The sequence below is a fragment of the Limosilactobacillus coleohominis genome, assembly GCF_016901675.1.
In the GTDB taxonomy this organism is placed as follows: domain Bacteria; phylum Bacillota; class Bacilli; order Lactobacillales; family Lactobacillaceae; genus Limosilactobacillus; species Limosilactobacillus intestinavium.
Genome location: NZ_JACJKU010000015.1, coordinates 1 through 21,761, shown reverse-complemented (window position 1 = coordinate 21,761; position 21,761 = coordinate 1). Strand labels below are relative to the sequence as shown.

The 21,761-nt window shown below is 38.5% G+C and carries 17 protein-coding genes; 5 read left to right on the top strand and 12 right to left on the bottom strand.

Annotation, left to right across the window (positions count from 1 at the left end):
* The first annotated feature begins 7 nt into the window (after window positions 1-7).
* Window positions 8-1,261: an MFS transporter gene (locus H5975_RS02625; RefSeq protein ID WP_204784769.1), complete on the top strand. Its 1,254-nt coding sequence runs from the start codon at window positions 8-10 to the stop codon at window positions 1,259-1,261.
* A gap of 57 nt (window positions 1,262-1,318) precedes the next feature.
* Window positions 1,319-3,274, top strand: a complete 1,956-nt coding sequence (locus H5975_RS02620; protein WP_204784768.1) for an amylo-alpha-1,6-glucosidase — start codon at window positions 1,319-1,321, stop codon at window positions 3,272-3,274.
* Window positions 3,275-3,344: 70 nt separating this feature from the next.
* On the opposite strand, the gene H5975_RS02615 is transcribed toward H5975_RS02620, so the two are convergent.
* The 5 genes from H5975_RS02615 to H5975_RS02595 form a co-directional block, all read right to left on the bottom strand.
* Complete coding sequence (locus H5975_RS02615; RefSeq protein WP_204784767.1) at window positions 3,345-4,664, bottom strand: aminopeptidase C; 1,320 nt, start codon at window positions 4,662-4,664, stop codon at window positions 3,345-3,347.
* Between the two features lie 52 nt (window positions 4,665-4,716).
* Window positions 4,717-5,607, bottom strand: a complete 891-nt coding sequence (locus H5975_RS02610) for an aldo/keto reductase (protein WP_204784766.1) — start codon at window positions 5,605-5,607, stop codon at window positions 4,717-4,719.
* Between the two features lie 34 nt (window positions 5,608-5,641).
* A complete protein-coding gene (gene cls / locus H5975_RS02605; protein WP_204784765.1) occupies window positions 5,642-7,108 on the bottom strand; it encodes a cardiolipin synthase in 1,467 nt (488 codons plus the stop codon).
* Between the two features lie 310 nt (window positions 7,109-7,418).
* The gene (locus H5975_RS02600) at window positions 7,419-9,605 is read right to left on the bottom strand and encodes an ATP-dependent Clp protease ATP-binding subunit (protein WP_204784764.1); all 2,187 of its coding nucleotides are present in this window, start codon (window positions 9,603-9,605) and stop codon (window positions 7,419-7,421) included.
* Between the two features lie 77 nt (window positions 9,606-9,682).
* Entirely contained in the window at window positions 9,683-9,910 is a 228-nt protein-coding gene (locus H5975_RS02595; RefSeq protein WP_204784763.1) for a helix-turn-helix domain-containing protein, read from the bottom strand.
* 439 nt (window positions 9,911-10,349) lie between these two features.
* Here H5975_RS02595 and H5975_RS02590 point away from each other — a divergent pair, with 439 nt between their 5' ends.
* The 3 genes from H5975_RS02590 to H5975_RS02580 are packed head-to-tail and all read left to right on the top strand — an operon-like array spanning window position 10,350 to window position 13,589.
* The gene (locus H5975_RS02590; RefSeq protein ID WP_204784762.1) at window positions 10,350-11,531 is read left to right on the top strand and encodes an aminotransferase class I/II-fold pyridoxal phosphate-dependent enzyme; all 1,182 of its coding nucleotides are present in this window, start codon (window positions 10,350-10,352) and stop codon (window positions 11,529-11,531) included.
* An 18-nt stretch (window positions 11,532-11,549) separates the two neighbouring features.
* Entirely contained in the window at window positions 11,550-12,545 is a 996-nt protein-coding gene (locus H5975_RS02585; RefSeq protein ID WP_204784761.1) for an NAD(P)-dependent oxidoreductase, read from the top strand.
* Window positions 12,546-12,557: 12 nt separating this feature from the next.
* A complete protein-coding gene (locus tag H5975_RS02580; protein WP_204784760.1) occupies window positions 12,558-13,589 on the top strand; it encodes a PTS sugar transporter subunit IIC in 1,032 nt (343 codons plus the stop codon).
* Between the two features lie 60 nt (window positions 13,590-13,649).
* Here the strand turns inward: H5975_RS02580 and H5975_RS02575 are convergent, their stop codons facing one another.
* From H5975_RS02575 to H5975_RS02545, 7 genes are all read right to left on the bottom strand, one after another.
* Window positions 13,650-14,822, bottom strand: coding sequence for an iron-containing alcohol dehydrogenase (locus H5975_RS02575; protein WP_204784759.1), 1,173 nt, complete (start codon window positions 14,820-14,822; stop codon window positions 13,650-13,652).
* A 150-nt stretch (window positions 14,823-14,972) separates the two neighbouring features.
* A complete protein-coding gene (rlmH, locus tag H5975_RS02570) occupies window positions 14,973-15,452 on the bottom strand; it encodes a 23S rRNA (pseudouridine(1915)-N(3))-methyltransferase RlmH (protein WP_204784758.1) in 480 nt (159 codons plus the stop codon).
* Between the two features lie 588 nt (window positions 15,453-16,040).
* On the bottom strand, window positions 16,041-17,354 hold the full coding sequence (locus H5975_RS02565; protein WP_428832675.1) for a S1C family serine protease: 1,314 nt from the start codon (window positions 17,352-17,354) through the stop codon (window positions 16,041-16,043).
* A 75-nt stretch (window positions 17,355-17,429) separates the two neighbouring features.
* Window positions 17,430-18,239, bottom strand: coding sequence for an MBL fold metallo-hydrolase (locus tag H5975_RS02560; RefSeq protein ID WP_204784756.1), 810 nt, complete (start codon window positions 18,237-18,239; stop codon window positions 17,430-17,432).
* A 17-nt stretch (window positions 18,240-18,256) separates the two neighbouring features.
* A complete protein-coding gene (locus H5975_RS02555) occupies window positions 18,257-19,063 on the bottom strand; it encodes a two-component system regulatory protein YycI (RefSeq protein WP_204784755.1) in 807 nt (268 codons plus the stop codon).
* 12 nt (window positions 19,064-19,075) lie between these two features.
* Window positions 19,076-20,383, bottom strand: coding sequence for a YycH family regulatory protein (locus H5975_RS02550; protein WP_204784754.1), 1,308 nt, complete (start codon window positions 20,381-20,383; stop codon window positions 19,076-19,078).
* A partial coding sequence (locus tag H5975_RS02545) for an ATP-binding protein (RefSeq protein ID WP_204784753.1) occupies window positions 20,367-21,761 on the bottom strand: 1,395 nt, incomplete at its 5' end. The genes H5975_RS02545 and H5975_RS02550, both read right to left, overlap by 17 nt.

The following is a 21,761-nucleotide window of genomic DNA, read 5'->3' as shown; positions in this document are numbered from 1 at the left end:
ATTCATTATGGACAACGTGAATAAACCAAAAATGGATAAAAAAACTTTGTCACTAGTAGTAGTGGCCGGTACAGCCTCCTATCTTGACTCGAGTTTATTAGTTAGTTTAGGAGTTGCATTACCAATTTGGACTAAGTTAATGCATTTAACCCCATTGGTAACTGGTTTTATATCAACCCTACTCACCTTAATGGTTGCCTTGGGATCCGTGACTGGCGGATGGCTATCGAACCGTTTTGGACGGGTTCGTGTCTTTAACCTAGACATTTTATTTGTTGCAATTGGAGCACTTATTATTGCTTTTGCTCCGAACTTAACGATTCTGCTACTAGGTACGATCATTGCAGGATTAGCTTCTGGTGCCGACCTGCCAACTTCATTAGCAGTTATTTCAGAACGGACCTCTGATAAAATGTACGGTCGGAGTATCACAATTACCCAGATTTTTTGGACGATTGGGATCCTGCTTTCACAATTCATTGGTTTCCTGACTTCTGGTATGACTGTTGGTTCCGTTCGTTATATTTTTGGTGTAATCGCCTTAGTTGCATTTACAAACTGGTGCATCCGGGCCTTTTCAAACAAATTCAAGAATGTCGAAGAATCTCTTCAAAAAGCTGAATCAACTAACAAGGCTGATCAACATGAACAAAAGAAGGTTAAGTTAAGTGACATTTTAAAGAATAAGCAATACGTTAGTGTATTAATTGCTCTAACCCTCTTCTACTTATTCTGGAACCTTCCTGCCAACACCTGGGGATCCTTTGTTAACTACTTCTTAGTTACTGTTTCTCATCGAACTCAGACATATGCCACTTTGATTGCATTGGTAGCTAACCTATTTAACCTAGCTTCCAATTCGTTCTATGTCAAAGTTTCAGATACTAAATACCGTTATCCAGTAATGTATGGTGCAATTATCATTGGCTCATTAGCATTCTTATGTGCTGGTGTTTGGAGTTCTGTATGGTGGGCATTTTCAGTTGCATACGTTGTTTACTCTGCTACTAATACCCTTTGTGGTGAACCAATTTACAAGATTTGGACGCAAACCTTCTATCCTGTCAACGTCCGTGCTTCCATCACTGGTTTTTCATATGGATTTGTTCGGTTCTTCACCGCTATTTTCTCACTATTTACACCAACACTAATGGCTTGGTCAGTTCAAAACTTCCTCTGGATTATTTTCGCTTGCGCATTAATTTCTGGTGGCTTTGCTGTCCTGATTGTTCGAATGCTTCACAACCGTGGTTTGGAATAGAAATTGCATCGAGGATGGCATATTGTCATCCTCGATTTCATAGAAAGAGGTTTTAATATGAATAAATATTGGATCTGGTTCCCTGGTGATTTTGAAATCCACGAAGGAATGTTACAGAATTTTACTCGTGAAGAACGTGGCATGCGTTGGCCTGCTTATTGGTACATCGATGATTGCTACAAGAACATTAAATTCGAAAAAACATATGATCTCGCTGAACCAACTACTTTTACCGTTCATACTCATCAGCAAGGTTACATCACCATTAACGACATTAAATATCACGTCAATGAACCCATCACTCTTGATGCGGGCAAACAATCAATTGTCGTCTATATTTTTAGTCCTGACCAATTACCAACTATCTACATTGAAGGTGACGTCATCTATTCCGATCCTAGTTGGGTAGCAGATAATTACGTTATTCAGAGGCCCGTTGGCTACAGTAAGCTGTTCACCGAGTTAAGCGATAATCCCGCTAAAATTCCATATCATCATCAAACAATCCAGCCCGTATCCATGACAAATATTAATAATGGTCTGTTGGTTGATTTTGGTAAAGAGATTAATGCCGCTCTTAAGTTTAGCGGTCTCAAAAAGCCAATTACAGTTTGCTATGGTGAATCAAAAGCCGAGGCACTTGATACCAAAATGTGTTACTACCAACAATCAAACATTATTGATCCATCAAAGATTGTTAAACGAGCTTTTCGTTACCTGTTTATTCCTAACTATTCTGCCAATTCAATCAATGTTGTCGCAGATTGTATCTACTTGCCAATGCAAAATAAGTCCTCATTTAACTCCGATGATGAACTTTTAAATAACATTTGGCAGGCCTCAATCAGGACATTTAAATTATGCAGTGAGGTTTTCTACATTGATGGTATTAAACGTGACTGGTGGATTTGGGGCGGTGACGCTTACCAAGACAACTACATTAACCAATATTCATTCTTTAATGAAGATGTTGACAAACGTACTATCATTGCCCTCCGAGGCCATGATGAGGTTCTTCAACACATTAACACTATTGTTGATTATTCTTTACTATGGGTCATTAGTATCTACAACCATTACGAAATGACTGCAGATACAGAATTTCTAGAAATGATTATGCCACGAATGGAAAAAATGATGCAATATCTCCTGAATCAAACTAATGATCTAGGCTTTATCTACGGCCGTCAGGGAGATTGGATTTTTGTTGATTGGTCGGAAATGGATAAGGACGGTACCGTTGCTGCAGAGCAAATGTTCCTCCTTCAAGCACTGAAGGCCATCATTACTGCTAAAAAGGCACTGAATCAAGATACCAGTAATTATGAAAACCGGTTTAATACCTTAAAAGAAAATACGGTTAAATACTTCTGGGATAATGAACAAGGTGCTTTTATTGATAGTTACGAATCAGGAAAACATCATGTTACAAGGCACGCTAACATTTTAGCAATCTTATTCAACATCGTTGATGATGATAAGAAACAACAAATTTTACACAACGTGCTTTTAAATGACCAAATTACCCAATTAACCACTCCTTACTTCAAATTTTTTGAACAAGATGCACTGTGTCAACTTGGTCAGTTAAAAACTGTTTATGACACGATCAAAGATTACTGGGGATCAATGATTAAAAAAGGTGCAACTACTATCTGGGAAGAATATGACCCATCTGTAACTGGCAAACAACAATTTGCTATGTATGGTGATCCATTTGGTAAAAGTCTTTGTCACGCTTGGGGAAGCAGCCCTGTTTACCTCCTCGGACGATACTTTATGGGATTACAACCAACATCAGCCGGTTATTCAACCTTTGAAGTAGCTCCTCATTTAACCATGTTTAAGCATCTCGACTGTACCCTGCCCATTAAAGGTGGATCTGTTCATTTTCGGGTTCATGATGGTCAAGTTGACATTACAACTGACCGTCCAGGAGGAACTGTTGTAACTGGTAAAGAAAAAATATTATTGCAACCAAACCAAGCAGTAACGATTACTAATGAAAATTAATTATGAGTGAATACAAAAGATGGTCGCTAACATCTGATTAGTTTCAGTGTTAGCGACCATCTTTAATTAATTATTGAAGTGAATCCCAAGCAGGCAGCTGAATTGGCGTCTGTTTAGCAATTTCTTTTATTTCATCAGTAAGGTATTTCTTATTAATTACTGCTTCATAAGTATATTGTTCAAACCAATCCTGGCTCATTACAAAATAGCCTTGATCACCGTTCTTATCTCCCCAGCTATTCTCAATTTTCCACCGGTTAGGTTGACCATTCACCATATTATAACCTGTCAACGTCATGGCATGAGTCACCGCGGCTTGATGAGTCTCTAATCTTTCTTTTTTGTTCATTGTAAAGTCAATTCCAAGTAATTCTTCACGACGATAAAGTTTGGCATCCATCAAGCCACGTTTGCGATCCATTTGTTGCAGAATATCATTACCTACCCAAATTGTTTCGTTCCCATCTAATTGGTTTAACACGACTGTTTGAAGGTCTTTAAACGGGACATTAACGAATTGAATCGGAATTCCACCATTAACATTATCCTGAGATGGTAAAAAGTATACTTGACCGTACTCATGGTCAGGAGCATTAGTTACCACTACATAATCATGAAGGTCAGTATCAAAATACTGATGGTAGAAATCAATTGGCGTCATTTTGCCATCGTAATGGTAATTATGATCATCATCCCGATACTCTAAATCGAATTGTGCAGGTGGTTCACCAAATGCATAAGCACAAGCACGGTAAACATCATTCATCATTTGATGACGAATGGTCCTGATTTCTTCATCACCGGCATTTTCATGAACAAGTTTTCGTAACGCGAGTCCATCCTTTTTCATCATGTAAGTCAAAACTTCACCAATATCAGTGGTGTCTTCAGTATTATGCGTATCTGGCATCACATAATGTGGTACTACTCCATATTTTTCGATAATTGAAGCGGCATTAGCCCATTGTCCACCATCCGTTTCTGCGGAAGAAAGATAGAAATTAACTAACCGATCACGAAAGGGATAGTTAGCCGTTGCCAAAATATTGTCAAAAAATTTGTTAGCTCGTTCAATTCGATCCCAGAAAAACAGGTAGTTTTGGGATAATTCAAAATCTTTGAAATGATATTTCAAAGCGAACTTATGCCGCAGCGTATTTAACGTCGCAAATGACCAACAACGTCCACTATGTTTTTGATTGCTGACTTTACCAGTTTTGATTTCATGAGAAAAAACACGGTGTAAGCGTTGACTAATTTCAGGATCTTCACTCGTTGCTTTTATCCCATTTTTTCTGACTGCTCGTTCGATAACTTTAGTTGTTCCACGTGAAACATAACTATTATGAAACTGGTTAATCATATCGTCGGTTATTATTTCTTTGCTCATTTATCAAAATCCCCTGCGCTTTCGTTTTGCTGTCTCAATTACCTAGCCGTTTTCACCAATTTTCTGGTGTTGCAACATAATCGTCAACACCATTTGGGTTACCACTCCATTTAAATTTATCATACCAAATAGCATGCTTTTCCTGATTCAATCCGTCAATGGCATTCATTTCATCCGGCGTCAGTTCAAAATCGAATATCTGCATATTCTCTCTCATCCGCTGTTCATGGATTGTCTTAGAAATTACAATAATCCCGTGTTGCAATCCCCACCGTAATTCCACTTGTGCTGGTGTCTTATGATGTGCAGCTGCTATCTTTTTCACTACTGAATTGGTTAACAACTTCCCGCTTCCAAGTGGTGACCATGCTTCAATATGGATTCCTTGTTGTCGATCAAAATCAACAATGTCTTTTTGATGAATATTAGGATTAACCTCAATTTGATTAACCGCTGGGGTTACCGTCCCATGATCCAAAAGGTCAATCATTCGACCATTATCAAAATTTGAAACACCAATTGCACGAGCTTGCCCGTCCTTTAAAATTGCTTCCATTGCTCGCCATGTTTCATTATATTTACCAGTCACCGGCCAGTGTTCTAGTAACAAATCTACATGATCTGTTTGTAAATCTTGCAATTGCTTTTCAAAAGCCTTCCGAACACGATCGTAGTCCCCTTGATCGCCATTAAAAATCTTAGTAGTTAAGAAAATATCATCCCGTTTAACGCCGTCAGCTTGCATTGCTGCTTGAATGCCTTCGCCAACTCCCTTTTCGTTGCCATACTGCTTGGCAGTATCAATTAATACATAGCCATTGTGCAACGCAGTTTGTACAGCTTGAGATGCTTCTTTATTGGTTGATTTCCAAACTCCTAATCCTAATTGTGGAATCTTAACACCATTATTTAACGTAATTTGAGGTTGTAAGTTTTTATTCATAATCCTCACCTTCAATATTTTATCAATCTATCCCTTACAATATTGGTGATAATAAACGCGAGGCGGTTTGTTTAAATCGTAGCCACAATGACTGCTGAGTAAACATTTCCGGAGTTACTACTTTACTATGCCGAATATCATTCATAAAAATTTGCTCTAGACGATCAGTAATCTGTGGATCATAGATAAAGCTGTTAATTTCAAAGTTCAATTTGAAACTCCGGTAATCCAAATTAGCAGAACCAACCGAAGCCATTTTGCCATCTATCATAACTGTTTTAGCATGCATAAACCCATTCTCATAGTAATAGATGGTAACCCCCTCGTTAGCTAACATTCGTGCATAATATTGAGTCGCACGATAGACAAACGGATGGTCTGGTTTACATGGAATCATAATTCGGACATCAATTCCTGAATGGGCTGCTACTTTAAGGGCATCAATCATACTATCATCGGGAATTAGGTATGGTGTCTGAATCCAGATGTGGTCCTGTGCAGCATTGATTAAGCGTAGATATCCTAATTTAATCGTTTCTAACTGGTTATCAGGACCACTAGAAACGATTTGGACTGGGGTGGTTGCATTAGTCACCTTAATTGGTGGGAAAAAACGCCGATAATGAAGAATTTGGTTGGGAGTTCCCTGCATAGTGGCATTCCAATCACGGATAAACCGTTGCTGCAAAGAATACACACTACCACCAATTAATCTCAGGTGGGTATCGCGCCAATAACCGAATTTAGCAACACGACCTAGGTATTGATCGCCAACATTAAACCCGCCGACATAGCCAATCTTACCGTCAATTGTTACAATTTTTCGGTGATCACGATAGTTAATCCGAAAGTCAAACCAGTTGCTTCTGGTCATCAAAAATTGAGCGGCCGCACCGCCATTGGCCCGTAATTGATTATAGAAGCTTGGCTGTACTCCTCGTGAACCCCAGGAATCATATAATACTCGAACTTCTACTCCTTCTGCGGCTTTCTGTTCCAATAATGTTCGTAATTGATTACCAATTTGATCGTTATAAATGGTATAAAACTCAATATTGATGGTTTTTTTGGCCATTTCAATGTCTTGAAACATCTTTTCGAAAAGCTGGTTACCATCATCGAAGATCTCAACGTGATTATGTCGGGAGAAAAAAGCATCATCCAAGTTTTGAAATAATTGGACCGTCCGCCAATATGTCATCTTAGTTGCCTTCTTGGGCTTCATCATATTAGCAAACTGCTTTTTTTGCTCCTCAATTGCTTCAGAAAGTTCTAATTGCGTTGCTGTTTGAATTCGTTCCATTCGTTGGCGAGTTGGCTTTCTCCCAAGAAAGGCGTAAGCAACGAATCCTAAAACCGGAATCAGTGTTAAAACTAACAGCCACGCCCAGGTTGCTGCAATATCGCGTTTTTCTCTAAAGACGGTTATTAATGCAGCAATTTCATTAATGAGGACAATCGCAATTATTAAGATACGAATAATATTCCATGTTAAATCCATTGTGATGCCCCCTTTATATTCAACTATAATTTTACCGCAATCCATAAGATGAACCAAACACTCAGTTCCAGTATAATGGTAGTTAAATAACTAAAGGAGTGAAAGAGATGTTTCCAGAATTAGCCGTTGGTCAAATTAGAGCTTTTCATATGTTATTTAACCAAAATCCAGTATTGGCCATTATCATCCTTGTAGTCTTAATTGCTCTCGCGTACTATTTTAAAAATCATTAAAACTAAAGTTTCACATGAAACAAAACGGGTTACCAAAGTTGATCATCACTTTGGTAACCCGTTCTTTTATTTATTAACTAGTCTTTGTCTTCACTAGTGTCCTTGTCGTCAGATTGGTATTCTTTACTATCATCGTCTGCCGCATCCTTAGCATCAACGATTTCAAGCTTGCCATCTTTCATTTCAGCAACTAAGTGCTTTGCATCAAGGTGGTCAAGGTAGTAATCTGTTACCTTGTCACGAATTTGTTGTTCAATAACTCGACGAAGTGGCCGTGCACCCATTTCTTTGTCATAGCCTTCATCAATCAAGAACTTCTTAGCTGTTGGGGTAACCTTTACATCCATTCCCTTCTTAGCTAACGTCTTGTTAACATCACTAATCATCAAGTCAACAATCTTTTGAAGATCATCCTTAGTTAAGCTGTGGAATTCAACAATGGCGTTAAACCGGTTCAAGAATTCTGGACGGAAGTAAGTTGTTAACTTCTTGATTAAGTCTTCATCGTCCTTTTCGTCACCAAGTTTAACTGGTGCATCGTTTGAGTATCCGGCATTGGAAGTGGCAATAATTACAGTATTCTTAAAGTCAACTGTGTTACCTTGTCCATCAGTTAACCGACCATCATCTAAGACTTGGAGAAGCAAAGTGATAACCTGTGGGTTAGCCTTTTCAATTTCGTCCAATAGGATGATGGAGTATGGGTGACGACGAACCTTTTCAGTTAACGTATTTGAGTTGTCGTCATAGCCAACATAACCAGCAGTAGTACCAATCAACTTGGAAACAGCTGTCCGGTCAGAGTATTCAGACATATCCAAACGGATAATATCGTTCTTGGATCCAAACATGTCTAATGCTAATTGCTTAGCTAATTCAGTCTTACCAACACCTGTTGGTCCAACGAAGAGGAAGCTTCCGATTGGACGGTTCCCTTCATCAAAACCAGCCCGGTTCCGACGAATTGCCCGTGCAACTGCTTCAACAGCTTCATCTTGACCAATAACTTTACCTTCTAGACGCTTGTCCATTTCCTTTAAACGTTGAACATCACTAGCACCGATCTTTGAAACTGGAATACCAGTCATTTGTTCAACAGCGGCTGCAACGTCTTCTGGAGTTGCTGTGACTTCTTCTTGCTTAGAGTGATCCTTGATTTGCTTCTTCAAATCAGCAATCTTATCCTTAGCATCTTGAGCTGCCTTGTAGTCTTCCTTTTCAGCAGCTTCCTTTTGTTTCTTTTCTTCCTTCTTGATTTCAGCTTCAATCTGCTTGACATCCTTTACTGGGTGTTTAGCAGCTAAGTGTGCAGCTGTCATATCAATCAAATCAATGGCCTTGTCAGGTAATGACCGTTGTGGAATGTATTGAACAGAGTAGTCAACTGCTGCTTGTAAAACATCGTCTGGTAATTTAACGTTGTGGTGACGTTCATACAAGTCACGAATACCCTTTAAGATAGCTAGTGTATCTTCCTTACTTGGAGCATTAACAGTAACAGCGTTAAACCGACGTGCTAAGGCAGCATCTTTCATAATTGTGTTTCTGTATTCATCTTGAGTAGTAGCACCAATAACAGTAATTTCACCACGAGATAATGCTGGTTTAATAATATCAGCCATCCCTTTAGAACCGCTATCAGAGCCAGTAGAACCAGCACCGATAATCTGGTGAATTTCGTCGAAGAAGAGAATAATATTACCAGCCTTTTTGACTTCGTCAATTAGCTTTTGCATATTTTCTTCAAAGCTGCCCCGATATTGAGTTCCTGCTTCCAATCCGGAAATATCAATACTGATGATTTCCTTGTCCTTAATTGGTGCTGGAACATCACCGGCAACAATTGCTTGAGCCAGTCCTTCAACAACCGCAGTCTTACCAACACCAGCATCACCTACTAGTACAGGATTGTTCTTAGTCCGCCGACTAAGAATTTCAGCAGTTTCTTGAATTTCTTTATTCCGTCCAATAACTGGGTCTAATTCTCCTTGGCGAGCTTCTTCAGTTAAGTTCCGTCCAAGCTTGTGCAGGATACTCTCCTTACCTTCGTTAGGCTGTGGTCCTGGTTGACCTCCTTGTTGTGGGTTAGCTCCACCAGATAGTTGACCAGTTTGCCGATATTGAGCAAATTCTTCTGGTGTTACTTCTCGACCATTAATGAGATAACGACGGTTGTCAGAATTAAAGCCGTTCATACCTCCCATTAATTGGTTAAAAATGTCATTCATGTCATCGTTAAATGGGTCTCTTGGATTTTGTGCCATATTGGTTTTCCTCCTGTTTTAATTTTTATTTTTCAATGTTAAAAACGAGATTCGTCGCTTGACTACACATTTCTAACTTAATCGTCTAATAAGTAGTTTTCTTCTAATTCGCGTAAAACCTGCCACATTTGAGTGTGCTGAGCCTTAGCAATTGCATCTAAGTCTCGCAAGTTAAGTGACGTAGCACTAGATTGCTGCTTGTTAAACGCTTTGTGTAAAGTTGTGTAGCCATAACCCGAAATCTTTGCTACTCGATAAATCGTCAAATGATTAGCAGCAAGATAGGATTTAATGTTTACTCGCATTAGTTGCTCACTCCTTTACGATTAATATTATATCACATTTGTAGTATAACACAAGTGTGATATAGAAAAATATAAATTATTTTTTATAAAGTTTTTAATTAAAATCTAAAGTACTTTGCTTTTAAATCACTGTTTCCCACAATTCTTTTAAATTTCCTATTGACAATTATTAAAATTAGATTAGAATTATAACCAATCAAATTAATCGAGGTTTTACAAAATGAAAGCATTACATACTTCAAATTTAAATAATGCGTTTTATTACTGGTTCTGGCAAATTTAAACCCAGAGTCAGTAACATTTTGTGATGGCTTCTGGGATCCTACATCCGGAAGCCTACTCATCCTTAATTTGGCATATAACGATTAAGAAACTAGCGCTACCGGGTGTTGCAAACTAATTGCAACCCCGGTTTTTATTTATAAGGAGGAAATTCATAATGCCGCAAATGAATGCTAATTTAAATCACCAATTTAATACCAACCTATCACGAGTTCAGCCAACTCCCATCCGCGTGTTTGACAATAACGCCAGCAAAATTCCTGGAATTGTTAAACTGACTTTGGGAGAACCAGATTTTAATGTTCCCGACGTGGCTAAAAAGGCTGCCATCCAGAGTATCAATGATAATGATTCACACTATTCCGCTGGTTCTGGGACCCCTCAATTGCGTCAGGCCATCGCTAACTATCTTCAAAATCGGTATGATTTGACATATGATGCTGACTCAGAAATCGCGGTTACCATTGGGGCCACTGAGGCAATCTATGCTTCCCTATTTGCCATTATTAATAAGGGAGATCAAGTCCTAATCCCAACGCCAACGTTCCCACTTTATGAAGCAATTGTTAATTTGCTCGGTGGTGAAGCAATCAACATTGACACCAGTGATAATGATTTCGTCCTCAGTCCTGATGCTCTCAAAAAAGCATTAGCTGATCATGATCATGTTAAGGCTATCGTTTTAAATTATCCTTCTAACCCAACAGGTGTTACTTACTCCGCAGATCAGTTAAAAGCAATTGCTGATGTACTCGCGGATACTGATTTGGTAGTAATCGCTGATGAAATTTACTCAGAATTGATCTACGGTGGTCACCATACTTCAATTGCCAAATTTATTCCTGGTCAAACGATTGTTTTAAACGGTGCTTCAAAGTCTGGTGCCATGACTGGTTACCGAATTGGTTTCATGGCTGCTCCGGCTGAATTAATGAAACGAATTGGGATGGTTCATTCCATTATGATCACATCCCCTTCTGACCCTGCAATGGCCGCAGCAGTACCAATCTTTGACAGTGATGATGGTCATCAAGCAACCTTAGACATGAAAGCTGCTTATGAAGCTCGTCGTGATTTCTTGGTAGCGGCCCTTCAAAAGCTTGACTTCACTGTCACTACTCCTCGTGGAGCATTTTATGTTTTCGCCAAGATTCCGGCTGATCAAGGAACTGATGATGTTAAATTTGCTACTAAACTAGCTCAAGAAGGCAAAGTAGCAGTAATTCCTGGATCATACTTTGGTGATGGTGGTGAAGGCTACTTGCGTTTAAGTTATGCAACCAGCATGGATAACCTTAAGTTAGCTGTTGATAGAATTAAAGATTTACTAAACAAATAAAGAAAGGTGACAATAATTATGACTAAAATTTTAATGACCAGCGTTCGTCCCGACGAAGAAAAAGCAATCCATCAATTTGCTGATGAGCATGACGTTGAAATTGTAACTACCCCTAAACCATTCATTAATGATGAAGCAATAGCTATGACCAAGGGAATGGATGGTTTAGTGATCCAGCAGCATGCTAAAGTTCCTGACAATGCATATGCTGCTCTAAAAGCTAATGGTTTAAAACAAATTAGTACTAGAACTGCAGGCGTTGATACAATCAATGTTCCTTTAGCCCATGAGAATGGTTTAAAAGTAACCAATGTTCCTGCATACTCACCACGCAGTGTTGCAGAGCATGCTCTGATGCAAATCTTCCGTCTGCTTCGTAAATCATACGCATTTGACCATCGCGTCGCTGAAAATGATTACCGTTGGGCTGGACTGCAAGCAACAGAAATCCATTCTGCAACTATTGGTATTATTGGTGTTGGTCGAATTGGTGGCACCCTTGCAAAGTTACTTAAAGCACTTGATGCACGGGTCCTTGGCTTTGATACCCATCCGCGTAAAGAAATGGAAGGCATTGTTGAGTACGTTTCAAAGGAAGAATTACTTAAGCAAGCAGATGTTATTTCCCTTCACGTTGATTTGAATGAAACTTCAAAGGGGTTAATGACATTAGATGACTTTAAGTTAATGAAACCTACTGCTGGTTTAGTGAACGCTAGTCGTGGTCCAGTGGTAGTTACTAAAGATCTCGTTACTGCTTTAAAGGATAAAGAGATTGTGGCAGCAGCTCTTGATACTGTAGAAGGAGAAGAACATATCTTTAACCAAGATCATCGTCAAGACGGTTTAGCTGCCGTTCCATTAGTAGAAGAACTTCATGCAATGGATAACGTTATCCTTACTCCCCACATCGCTTTCTTCACTAATATTGCAGTTCAAAACATGGTCGACATTTCATTGACCGACGTTCTAGACATTCTCGACGGTAAAGAATCACCACACGAATTTAAATAGGAGATTATCAAAATGAAAGCTAAGCTAAAAGAACTAACGATGGCAACGTTAAACGGAAATGCGATTGCCATTGTCATTGCACTGATTCCTAGTGCCTTATTATCACAACTGTTACAATTCTGTCCGGTTAACTCGTTTACTACCGGAATCACTCACATGATTAACCTGGCACAAGCCTCATTTCCATTTATTGCTGCCTTTGCAGTTGGGATGATTTTAAAATTCTCCACTCTGCAAGTTGGATCAATGGCACTAGCAACCTTCGTAGCTGCCGGCAATGCTGTCCCTCATAAATCAGCATTTATTTTAAATGGCTCCGGAGTTATTCTAAATATCATGCTGACGACTTTTATTGCTTCGATCGTTGTAATTTTACTTGATCGTTACCTTGGTCAATTCAAAATGATTCTGGAATCTCTGTTAGTACTCTTAATCGCTGGTGGAATCAGTCTTTTAACAATGCCAGTAATGGTTGCCATTCAAAATGCCATCGGTCAAGTCGTTCAAGCAGCAACTTCAATGTCACCATTATTAATGGGAACAGTTTTAGGGATTATCTTTGGTGTCCTCATTGTTTCACCAATTTCATCAGTCGCTATTGCGATGGCAATTTCCCTTTCAGGAGTTGGATCTGGAGCAGCCAATGCCGGAATTGTCGCCTGTTCCTTCACCCTCGCTTGGATGGGGGCAACCGTTAATCCACTTGGCGGGACATTAGCTCACTTCCTAGGATCACCAAAGATTCAGATGGCTAATATGCTAGAAAAGCCCAAATTATTCATCCCGGTTATGATTGCTTCCGGAATTTCCGGCTTCTTCGCCACTGTTTTGAAAATGAATGGAACCCCCTTCTCAGCTGGTTTCGGGTTCTCAGGATTAATTGGTCCCCTCACAGCATACCAACACTCGAGTGGTTCAATGCTTGTCCTCCGTATTATTTTAGCCTTTGTAGTTATTCCCGTCCTTTGTGCTTGGCTTATGAATTTTGTATTTGTAAAACGCTCCTCATTTATTCAACCAAATGATTTAAAGTTAAAACTATAATATTTATAGAAATCAAAAATGGCGATCGACAAGTCGATCGCCATTTTTTGTATTTTCAAATTAGTAAATGCCATCATATGCTTTTTGGAAAAGCTGAACAACATCTTCAACAGTTCCCTTACGTGGATTGGAGAAGGCATTTCCATCCTTCAAGGCATTCTTTGCCATCAGTTCAAAGTCTTCTGGTTTTGCACCAATTGCCTTAATGGAATCAGGAATACCAATGGACTTCGCTAATTCACGCATTCCGTCAATAGACTTGTGAGCTGCTTCCATCGTGGTCATTCCAGTAGTATCATAGCCCATAATTTGCGCTAACTTAGCAAAGCGGTCTGGGCAAGCAATGATATTCCATTCTTCAACTACAGGTAACATTAATGCACAACAAACACCATGAGGAGCGTCATACTGACCACCTAGTTGGTGAGCCATCGCATGAACGTAACCCAAATTAGCGTTGTTGAAAGCCATCCCGGCAAGCATTTCTCCTTCTACCATTTTAGTACGAGCTTCAACATTGTGACCATTAGCAACTGCTTCTGGTAAGTATTGTTGAATAATTTGGATAGCTTTTTCACACTGACTATCAGTAATGTCATTGTGGTCAACAGAAACAAATGGTTCAACAGCTTGTACATAAGCATCTAACCCAGTAGCAGCCGTTGTTGCTTGTGGAATGTCCAGCATTAACATTGGATCATTAAATGATACTAATGGAATATTCCTCCATGAAACAACAACGAATTTTAAGTGGGTTTCTTCGTTAGTAATTACTGCATGCCGAGTTAACTCTGAACCAGTACCTGCAGTTGTATTAACTGCCATTAATGGAGGTAGTGGCTTGTCTAATGTTTCAATGCCGGCTAGTTTAGTAATGTCATCACCATTCGTAAGGATAATACCAATCCCCTTACCACAGTCATGAGCGGAACCACCACCAACGGTGATAATACTGTCACAGCCTTCATCAAGGTAAATTTGCTTACCCTTTTTGATATCACGAATCTTTGGGTTTTCTTCGGCACCATCAAAGATTACGTAGTCAACACCGGCCTTCTTCAATGAGTCAACTGTTTGATCAACTGGTCCATTCTCGATTTTACCAATATGACCACCAGTTACTACTAGAACCTTGTGCATTCCAAGCATTTTAGCCCGATCACCAATTTTGGCAATTACGCCAGGTCCAAAGAAGTTGACACTAGGCATCAAAAAATCAAATTGTCGCTCCATACTTAACAGCCTCCAAAATTAAATTACACTTTACATTTTAATAAAAAGATTGTGAAAATCAACACTAATTTTATGCTTAATTATTTAATTTTGTTTTGAAACGGCTTTACATCAGCGATTATAAAGAAGAGACAATGTGAAGAATATATCTTATTTATGGTAGGGAAGACCATTAATAATCGTAAATGCTCGATAAATCTGTTCAGTTAATACCAACCTCATTAATTTATGTGGAAGCGTAAAACGCCCAAATGAAATCTGGGTATTAGCTCTTTTCAAAACCTCAGGACTTAACCCGAGTGATCCCCCAATTACAAATGTGATGTCACTATGACCGTACGTGGCTAATTGGTTGATTTCCTGTGCAAATTCTTCAGAAGATCGCTCCTTTCCTTTGATTGCTAAGGCAAAAACATATTCACGTTCCTTGATTTTACTTAAAATCCGTTGACCTTCCTTAGCCATTACTTCGTCCATTTCGTTTTGACTCAACGATTCTGGCGCAGGCTCATCAGGAACTTCAACAATCTTAAATTTACAAAAGCGGCTTAATCGTTTGCTATATTCCGCGATGCCTTCTTTAAAGTATTTTTCCTTCACCTTGCCAACTCCAATAATTTTAATATTCACGCTTAATCATCCTTTTTATTCTATTTATCTTCTCATATCATAACATGTGAATAACTTAGTAGTTTTCAACAGAGTATCCACATATTATCAACAGCTACCTGTGGATAACTTGGTTAGTTCGGACTTTTTCCTTTGGTCTACTAAAATCTTTACTATAAAGTTATCCACATTGTAAACAAAAACAGTCGTTCGTACGTCACCTTTATTTTTATTGATATATCAATGGTTTACACTGTTCATTCATTATAATCATCCACTTATTAACAGCTGTGCACAAAACCTTTGGATAACTTTATACACAAGGAAAAACACTGACTTAACAACTATTCACAGCTTGTGGATAACTTTGTGGAAAACTTTTCCACGGATTATTAATTGTTACCATTTACTGACCTGATCATTCGTTAATTTCATTAAAATTACCTATGGTTAACTTTCAGTAGGTTATTATCACAATAATTAACGAACTATTTATCAGATTAAACTGTCAAGGGTCCGACCTTAACAGGCTGTTAATAACTAAAAAATCCCAGCGTTCTATTATTTGAACACTAGGATTCAATAAGTTGGTATATTTCTGTTTATCCACTAAAATCCGTCATTTGTATCATCTTGATCATCATCAGGACTTTGTTGAGACTGTCCTTGATTGCTTTGTTGATCAGAATCGCTATCATTAGAACTACTATTTGACGAACTTGATTCAGTTAACTTCATTTTTACAGTGTGTGCTTTACCATTTCGGTAGTATGTGACGTTAGCAGACTCACCAACTTTATACTTGTATAGGGCAGTTCGTAATGAACTAACATCGCTAACACTCTTATTACCAATCTTAGTAATTACATCGTATTTCTTGAGGCCTGCATTCTTGGCTGCACCACCATCGGTTACGGTCATTACAACTACCCCTTTAGAAACACTGCTAGGTAGTTTTAAGATTGATGATTGTTGATCTTTAGAAACACTACTTAAATCAATCGAACCAATCCCTAATGACGGCCGGGTAATTTTCCCGTTCTTAACTAATTGATTGATTACGCGAACAACTTCATTACTTGGAATTGAGAAGCCCATCCCTTCAACGTTGCTACCATTTGTATCAGAAGCAAGCTTCATCGAATTAATACCAATTACTTGACCTGCCATATTGATTAATGGACCACCTGAATTACCGGAGTTGATTGCAGCATCTGTTTGAATGACGCTAGTTGCTGCTGCTCCTGATTTAGCAGTGATGGTTCGTTTCTTAGCAGAGATAATCCCTTTAGTAACAGTATTTGCATATTCACTACCCATAGGCGATCCAATTGCTAAGACATCCTGACCTGCTGCAATATCATTTGAATTTCCGAATGATGCTACTGAGGAAACGTTGGTAGAACTGATTTTCAGAACTGCTAAGTCAGTGGTACTGTCCGTACCAACAATTGAAGCTGACACTTCTTTGCCATTACTCAAAATCACTTTCAAAGCATTGGAACCAGAAACAACGTGGTTATTGGTAACAATGTAGGCAGACCCACCGTTCTTTTTATAGATCACCCCAGAACCTTCACTGGCTGTCTGAAGTTTACCAGAATTACTGTTTCCGTAATTACCGCCACCAAAAATACTATAGATATTATTACCTGTTTGAGATTTCTGCTGATTGATAACCGAAACCACAGAGTCTTTAACAGACTTGTATGCCTTAGTTGACTCATTATTCAAGTTGGCTTTATTACTTGATACGGAGGTGCCACCCGCTTTATTGGAACCAGCAGGAGCCCTTAAAGCAATTCGATCCCGAATCCCTGAAATTAGATTACCAGCACCTAAAACAATTCCGCCACCAATCAGACCAGCAATTAAGCCGACTGTTGCAACTTTCAACCAAAATTTATTATTTTTTTCTTGCATCATTCTTCCTCCTACTTAGTTTCTATTATAAAAACCAAATATGAATATTTTTTGAAGTATTTATAATGTTTTTGATTATAAAGTCAACAGTCCACTTGCCTGATCCTGTTCAGCATCATCTAATTTAAAATCATGATCGACACCAAAGTCGCGCTGTTCCAGAAGCGTTGCTACTGTTAGATGTGCTAAAGAACGGGTGTTATTTTCATGGCTTCTGTGACCGATTAAGACTTCCTTAGTATTTCGACCAATCACATCCATTAAGGCTTCTGCACCATCTTCGTTGGATAAATGCCCTTCATCACTTAGAATCCGTTGCTTCAGTGGCCATGAATATTTAGTGCCATTAATCAACATCTCTGTATCATGATTACACTCCATTAAATAAGCATCCGCATCACGAATTGTTCCTGCAACCCGATCAGAAACGTATCCGGTATCCGTTAAAATGCAAAATGCCTTATTATCATGATGAACCTGATAAAATTGTGGCTCTGCTGCATCATGTGAAACGGCAAAGCTTTCAACTTGTAAATCACCAAAATCTTTAACTTTGCCTGGTGTAATTATATGTTTCTGTTCTAAGGGAACTTTTCCAATCTTATTGGTCATTGCCTGCCATGTTCCTTCGTTAGCATAAATGTCTAGTCCATAGCGACGTGCTAAAACACCGACTCCATGACTGTGATCACTATGCTCATGAGTTACAAAAATAGCTTCAACATCTTTCATAGACCGGTGAATTTGTGCCATCCGTTGTTCTAGTTGCTTACCGCTTAATCCCGCATCAATTAAAATTCGGTGGTGAGCAGTTTCAATATATGTAGAATTTCCTTTGCTTCCGCTAGCCAGAATACTGTATTTTAAATCATCCACTGTTGCCACAAATAATCCTTCCCTTGTTAATTATTAATACTCATTTTAAAGGGGATTCCACTAAAGGCATTGACACGTAAACTTTGAGCTGACCCACCAGCCTTATTTTTTACGTTTACGGTCCAGATTGGGACAAAGACAACCTGATTACCATTCTTTTGGATTTTTGAATAACCAAAGATCACATGAGTAATTCGTGAATTATTATTAATTTGATTATGACGGTAAAGCCACGTTACTGCTTGTTGTTGCGAGATAGTCATTGCTCGCGGACGTAAAATTTTAAATTCACTTAAATATCCCTGAGTGTATCCCGTCACTTCATGATTATTATTAACATGAAATTTAATTTGACCTTCTCGATCTAATACCGGTTGATCTTTAATTGTTTGTGTATAAACAATCTGCTTAGCCGTCGAAAGATCTTCATTATATGAATATTGTTTACCATGAAGTATTAAATTGGAATGAACGACCTTATCCAATTGTTGTTGCTGACTAGCGCCAGTTCTTAACTTAATATTTTTCTGAAAGGTACTATTAACGATTCCATCATTAAACCGCGCTGTTTGCCCTCGTAATTGGTTAACTCGATTATTCGATGTCCATGCTTTATTACTCTGGGCAGCAGTATAATAACCATTTCGTCGTTTGTCAGATAAAGGCCCCACACTAATCAAGTCATTTTTCATTTCTTTCAGGGTAATCTGCGTCTGACTTTGTTGCTTACCAGTATTATGAAATTGCGTGCCCATCAATAAAGAAACGCACAACCCAATATCTAACAGGACGAACGCAATAATAAAAATCCATTGAATCCTTTTAAAATTCACTATTGCACCCTCCTAGTTAATCAAATTTTCGTAATTTTCCCAATTACCACGATATCTTAGATAGTAAGTTGGTGTTAATGTTACAACATTCGAACCCTGATTAGTTTTCCAATCATAACCAATCCTCATACCAGTAATTTCTTTGAGCTTCCCTGCATTTCTCAAGCCATTAAAGACCACTGCAGAAGATGGTAAGGACGTCTTCTTATTATTAACCGCAACGGGTACTTGTAAGCTATACAACGAAAAATGATATCGTTCTGCTCCGTCTTGATTATTTTGGATTTGAACTGTTCCATAGCCCTGGTCGTTAAAGATTGGGAAACCTTCCACAAAACTACGGTACGTAATTGCTTCATTTTTATTACTATACGTATCATACCTTAAAGAATCTAAAGGCACTCCTGTTCCAGCTAGCATATTATATAAGTGACCATAAATTTGCTGATAGCTGAAATGGTCAGTTTGGCCGATATAATTTTCGTAATCTAATGTTCCCTTATTAGAATCATAGGTTAATCGACGACTTGTCCCACCTTGATAAATGACATGACCATTCTCTTGCTGGGATGTAACAGTTGATCTCTTAGAAGTATTATTCATCAAAGTTTGACTGATACTGTCCGGATTGATTTTAGTAATTTGATAGCCAAAATTAGGTAATTTAACACCATGGGGATACGTAACAATCGGTTTTCCATCGAAAATCTTATGGTCAACACTAATTGATGATCCACCCTTTAGAGATTGACGAATGGCCTTTACATTAGCATGATCCACCTTTAAACGGAAAACTCTAAAATTATCATCGCTTAATAAATAAATTCGGCTAATTTTATTACCTGTGTCTAGTGGAATCACGATATGATCAACTTTATTTAGACTATTCACATTTAAATCTTGATTAAAACTATCGTTGAATATTGTCATCGGTACACTTGATGGATACGACAACATTATAGAATTATTTAACCGTAAATAATTAAGATAGTTCTTCTCCCGACCAGATTGAATTCTAGTTAGCCGATGAAAACGCCATTTTTCAATACTTTCACGAGCAGTCAAAACCGCATTGGAAGATTGGCCATAAAGTAAGTGCTGTCCTTGATCACCATTCGTTTTAATCACTTGCGTTGGTAAATAAATATCGCGCATTGATTGAGTTGTAATCTGTCGACTAGTACTAGTTCCATTATCACCAAAGAAGCGATGATCACTGCGATATGGATTAACCCACACGATTCCAGACAGAATAAGACTGATAACTACCACGACAGTTAAAAGAATTGCTTCCCAATTGTCCTTAAATTTCGCTATCATCCCATTCATCTCCTTCATCATATGGTACATATGGTAATGAAATGTAGAAAGTTGATCCCTTACCTTCAATACTATCGACCCAAATTTGGCCACCAAGTAAGTTCACAACTTCTTTGGAAATGGCTAATCCTAAACCAGTTCCGCCCTGCTTCCGTGAACGAGCTTTATCAACTCTGAAGAAACGGTCAAAAATATGACTGATATCTTTTCTTGGAATTCCTAACCCTTGATCGGCAATACTCATGATGACATGATTTTTAGTTTCCATCAGACGGGCAGTAATGACTCCGCCATCTGGTGAATACTTCACAGCATTATTCATGATGTTATCAATAACTTGTGTAAATTTATCGGTATCAATTTCAACCCACAAGTCTTTCTTAGTGATATTCCGTTGAATGGTATATTTCTTTTGATCAGGATCCTTTTCTTTTTTCAGAATCATGTCAAAGCGATCTAAAATATAGTTAAATAATTCGTTAATGTTAACGTATTCTAGATTTAACTTCACAGTTCCAGAATCCATCCTGGATAGGCTCAGAAGATCGTTAATCATCCGAATCATTCGGTCTGTTTCATCTTGGACCACTTTTAAGAATTGTGGTGCGATTTCTTGATCTTTCCAGGCACCATCACTCAATGCTTCAACGTAGCTCTTTACACTAGTTAAAGGTGTTCTTAATTCGTGAGAGACATTAGAAACGAACTGCTTACGTTCTTGATCTTCCTTTTGTTGACTAGTAACGTCATGGAGAACGCAAACAAAGCCGCTCACAAATCCTGATTCACGTTGAATGGTTGAGAAATAAGCAGATAGTATCATTCCGCTACTATCACTATTATCAATCAATATTTGCTGAACATCATCATCAACTAATTCTCGCATTGTATAGTTTTGACGAATTCCTAAAATATCGAGTAATGACTTTCCAATGACATTGTCATCATCATCTAGTTCTAAAAGCTGGAGTGCAGTTTCGTTAACGACAGTGATATTTCCCTGACGATCAGTTGCCAGCACACCATCAGACATATGTGATAGGACACTGTTTAAACGCCGCTGCTCGGCCTCTGAAATTTCTTGGCTTTCTTCAACACGGACTGATAAGTTATTGATGGCTCCAGCCAATTGACCTAGCTCATCATTCCCCATAACCTCAACACGACCAGTGTAGTCTCCACGAGCAATTCGAAGTGTTTGTTTCCGCATTTCTTCAATTGGTCGAGTAATTTCCCGGGAAATAATAACCGTAATTCCTAATCCAATGACAATGGTAATTAGTGCCGCAAATACATAGATTAAAGAAATATTATTAATCGTCGAATAGACGCTTTCCAGACTCGCACGCATGTAGACCGCACCAACTACATTGTTGGT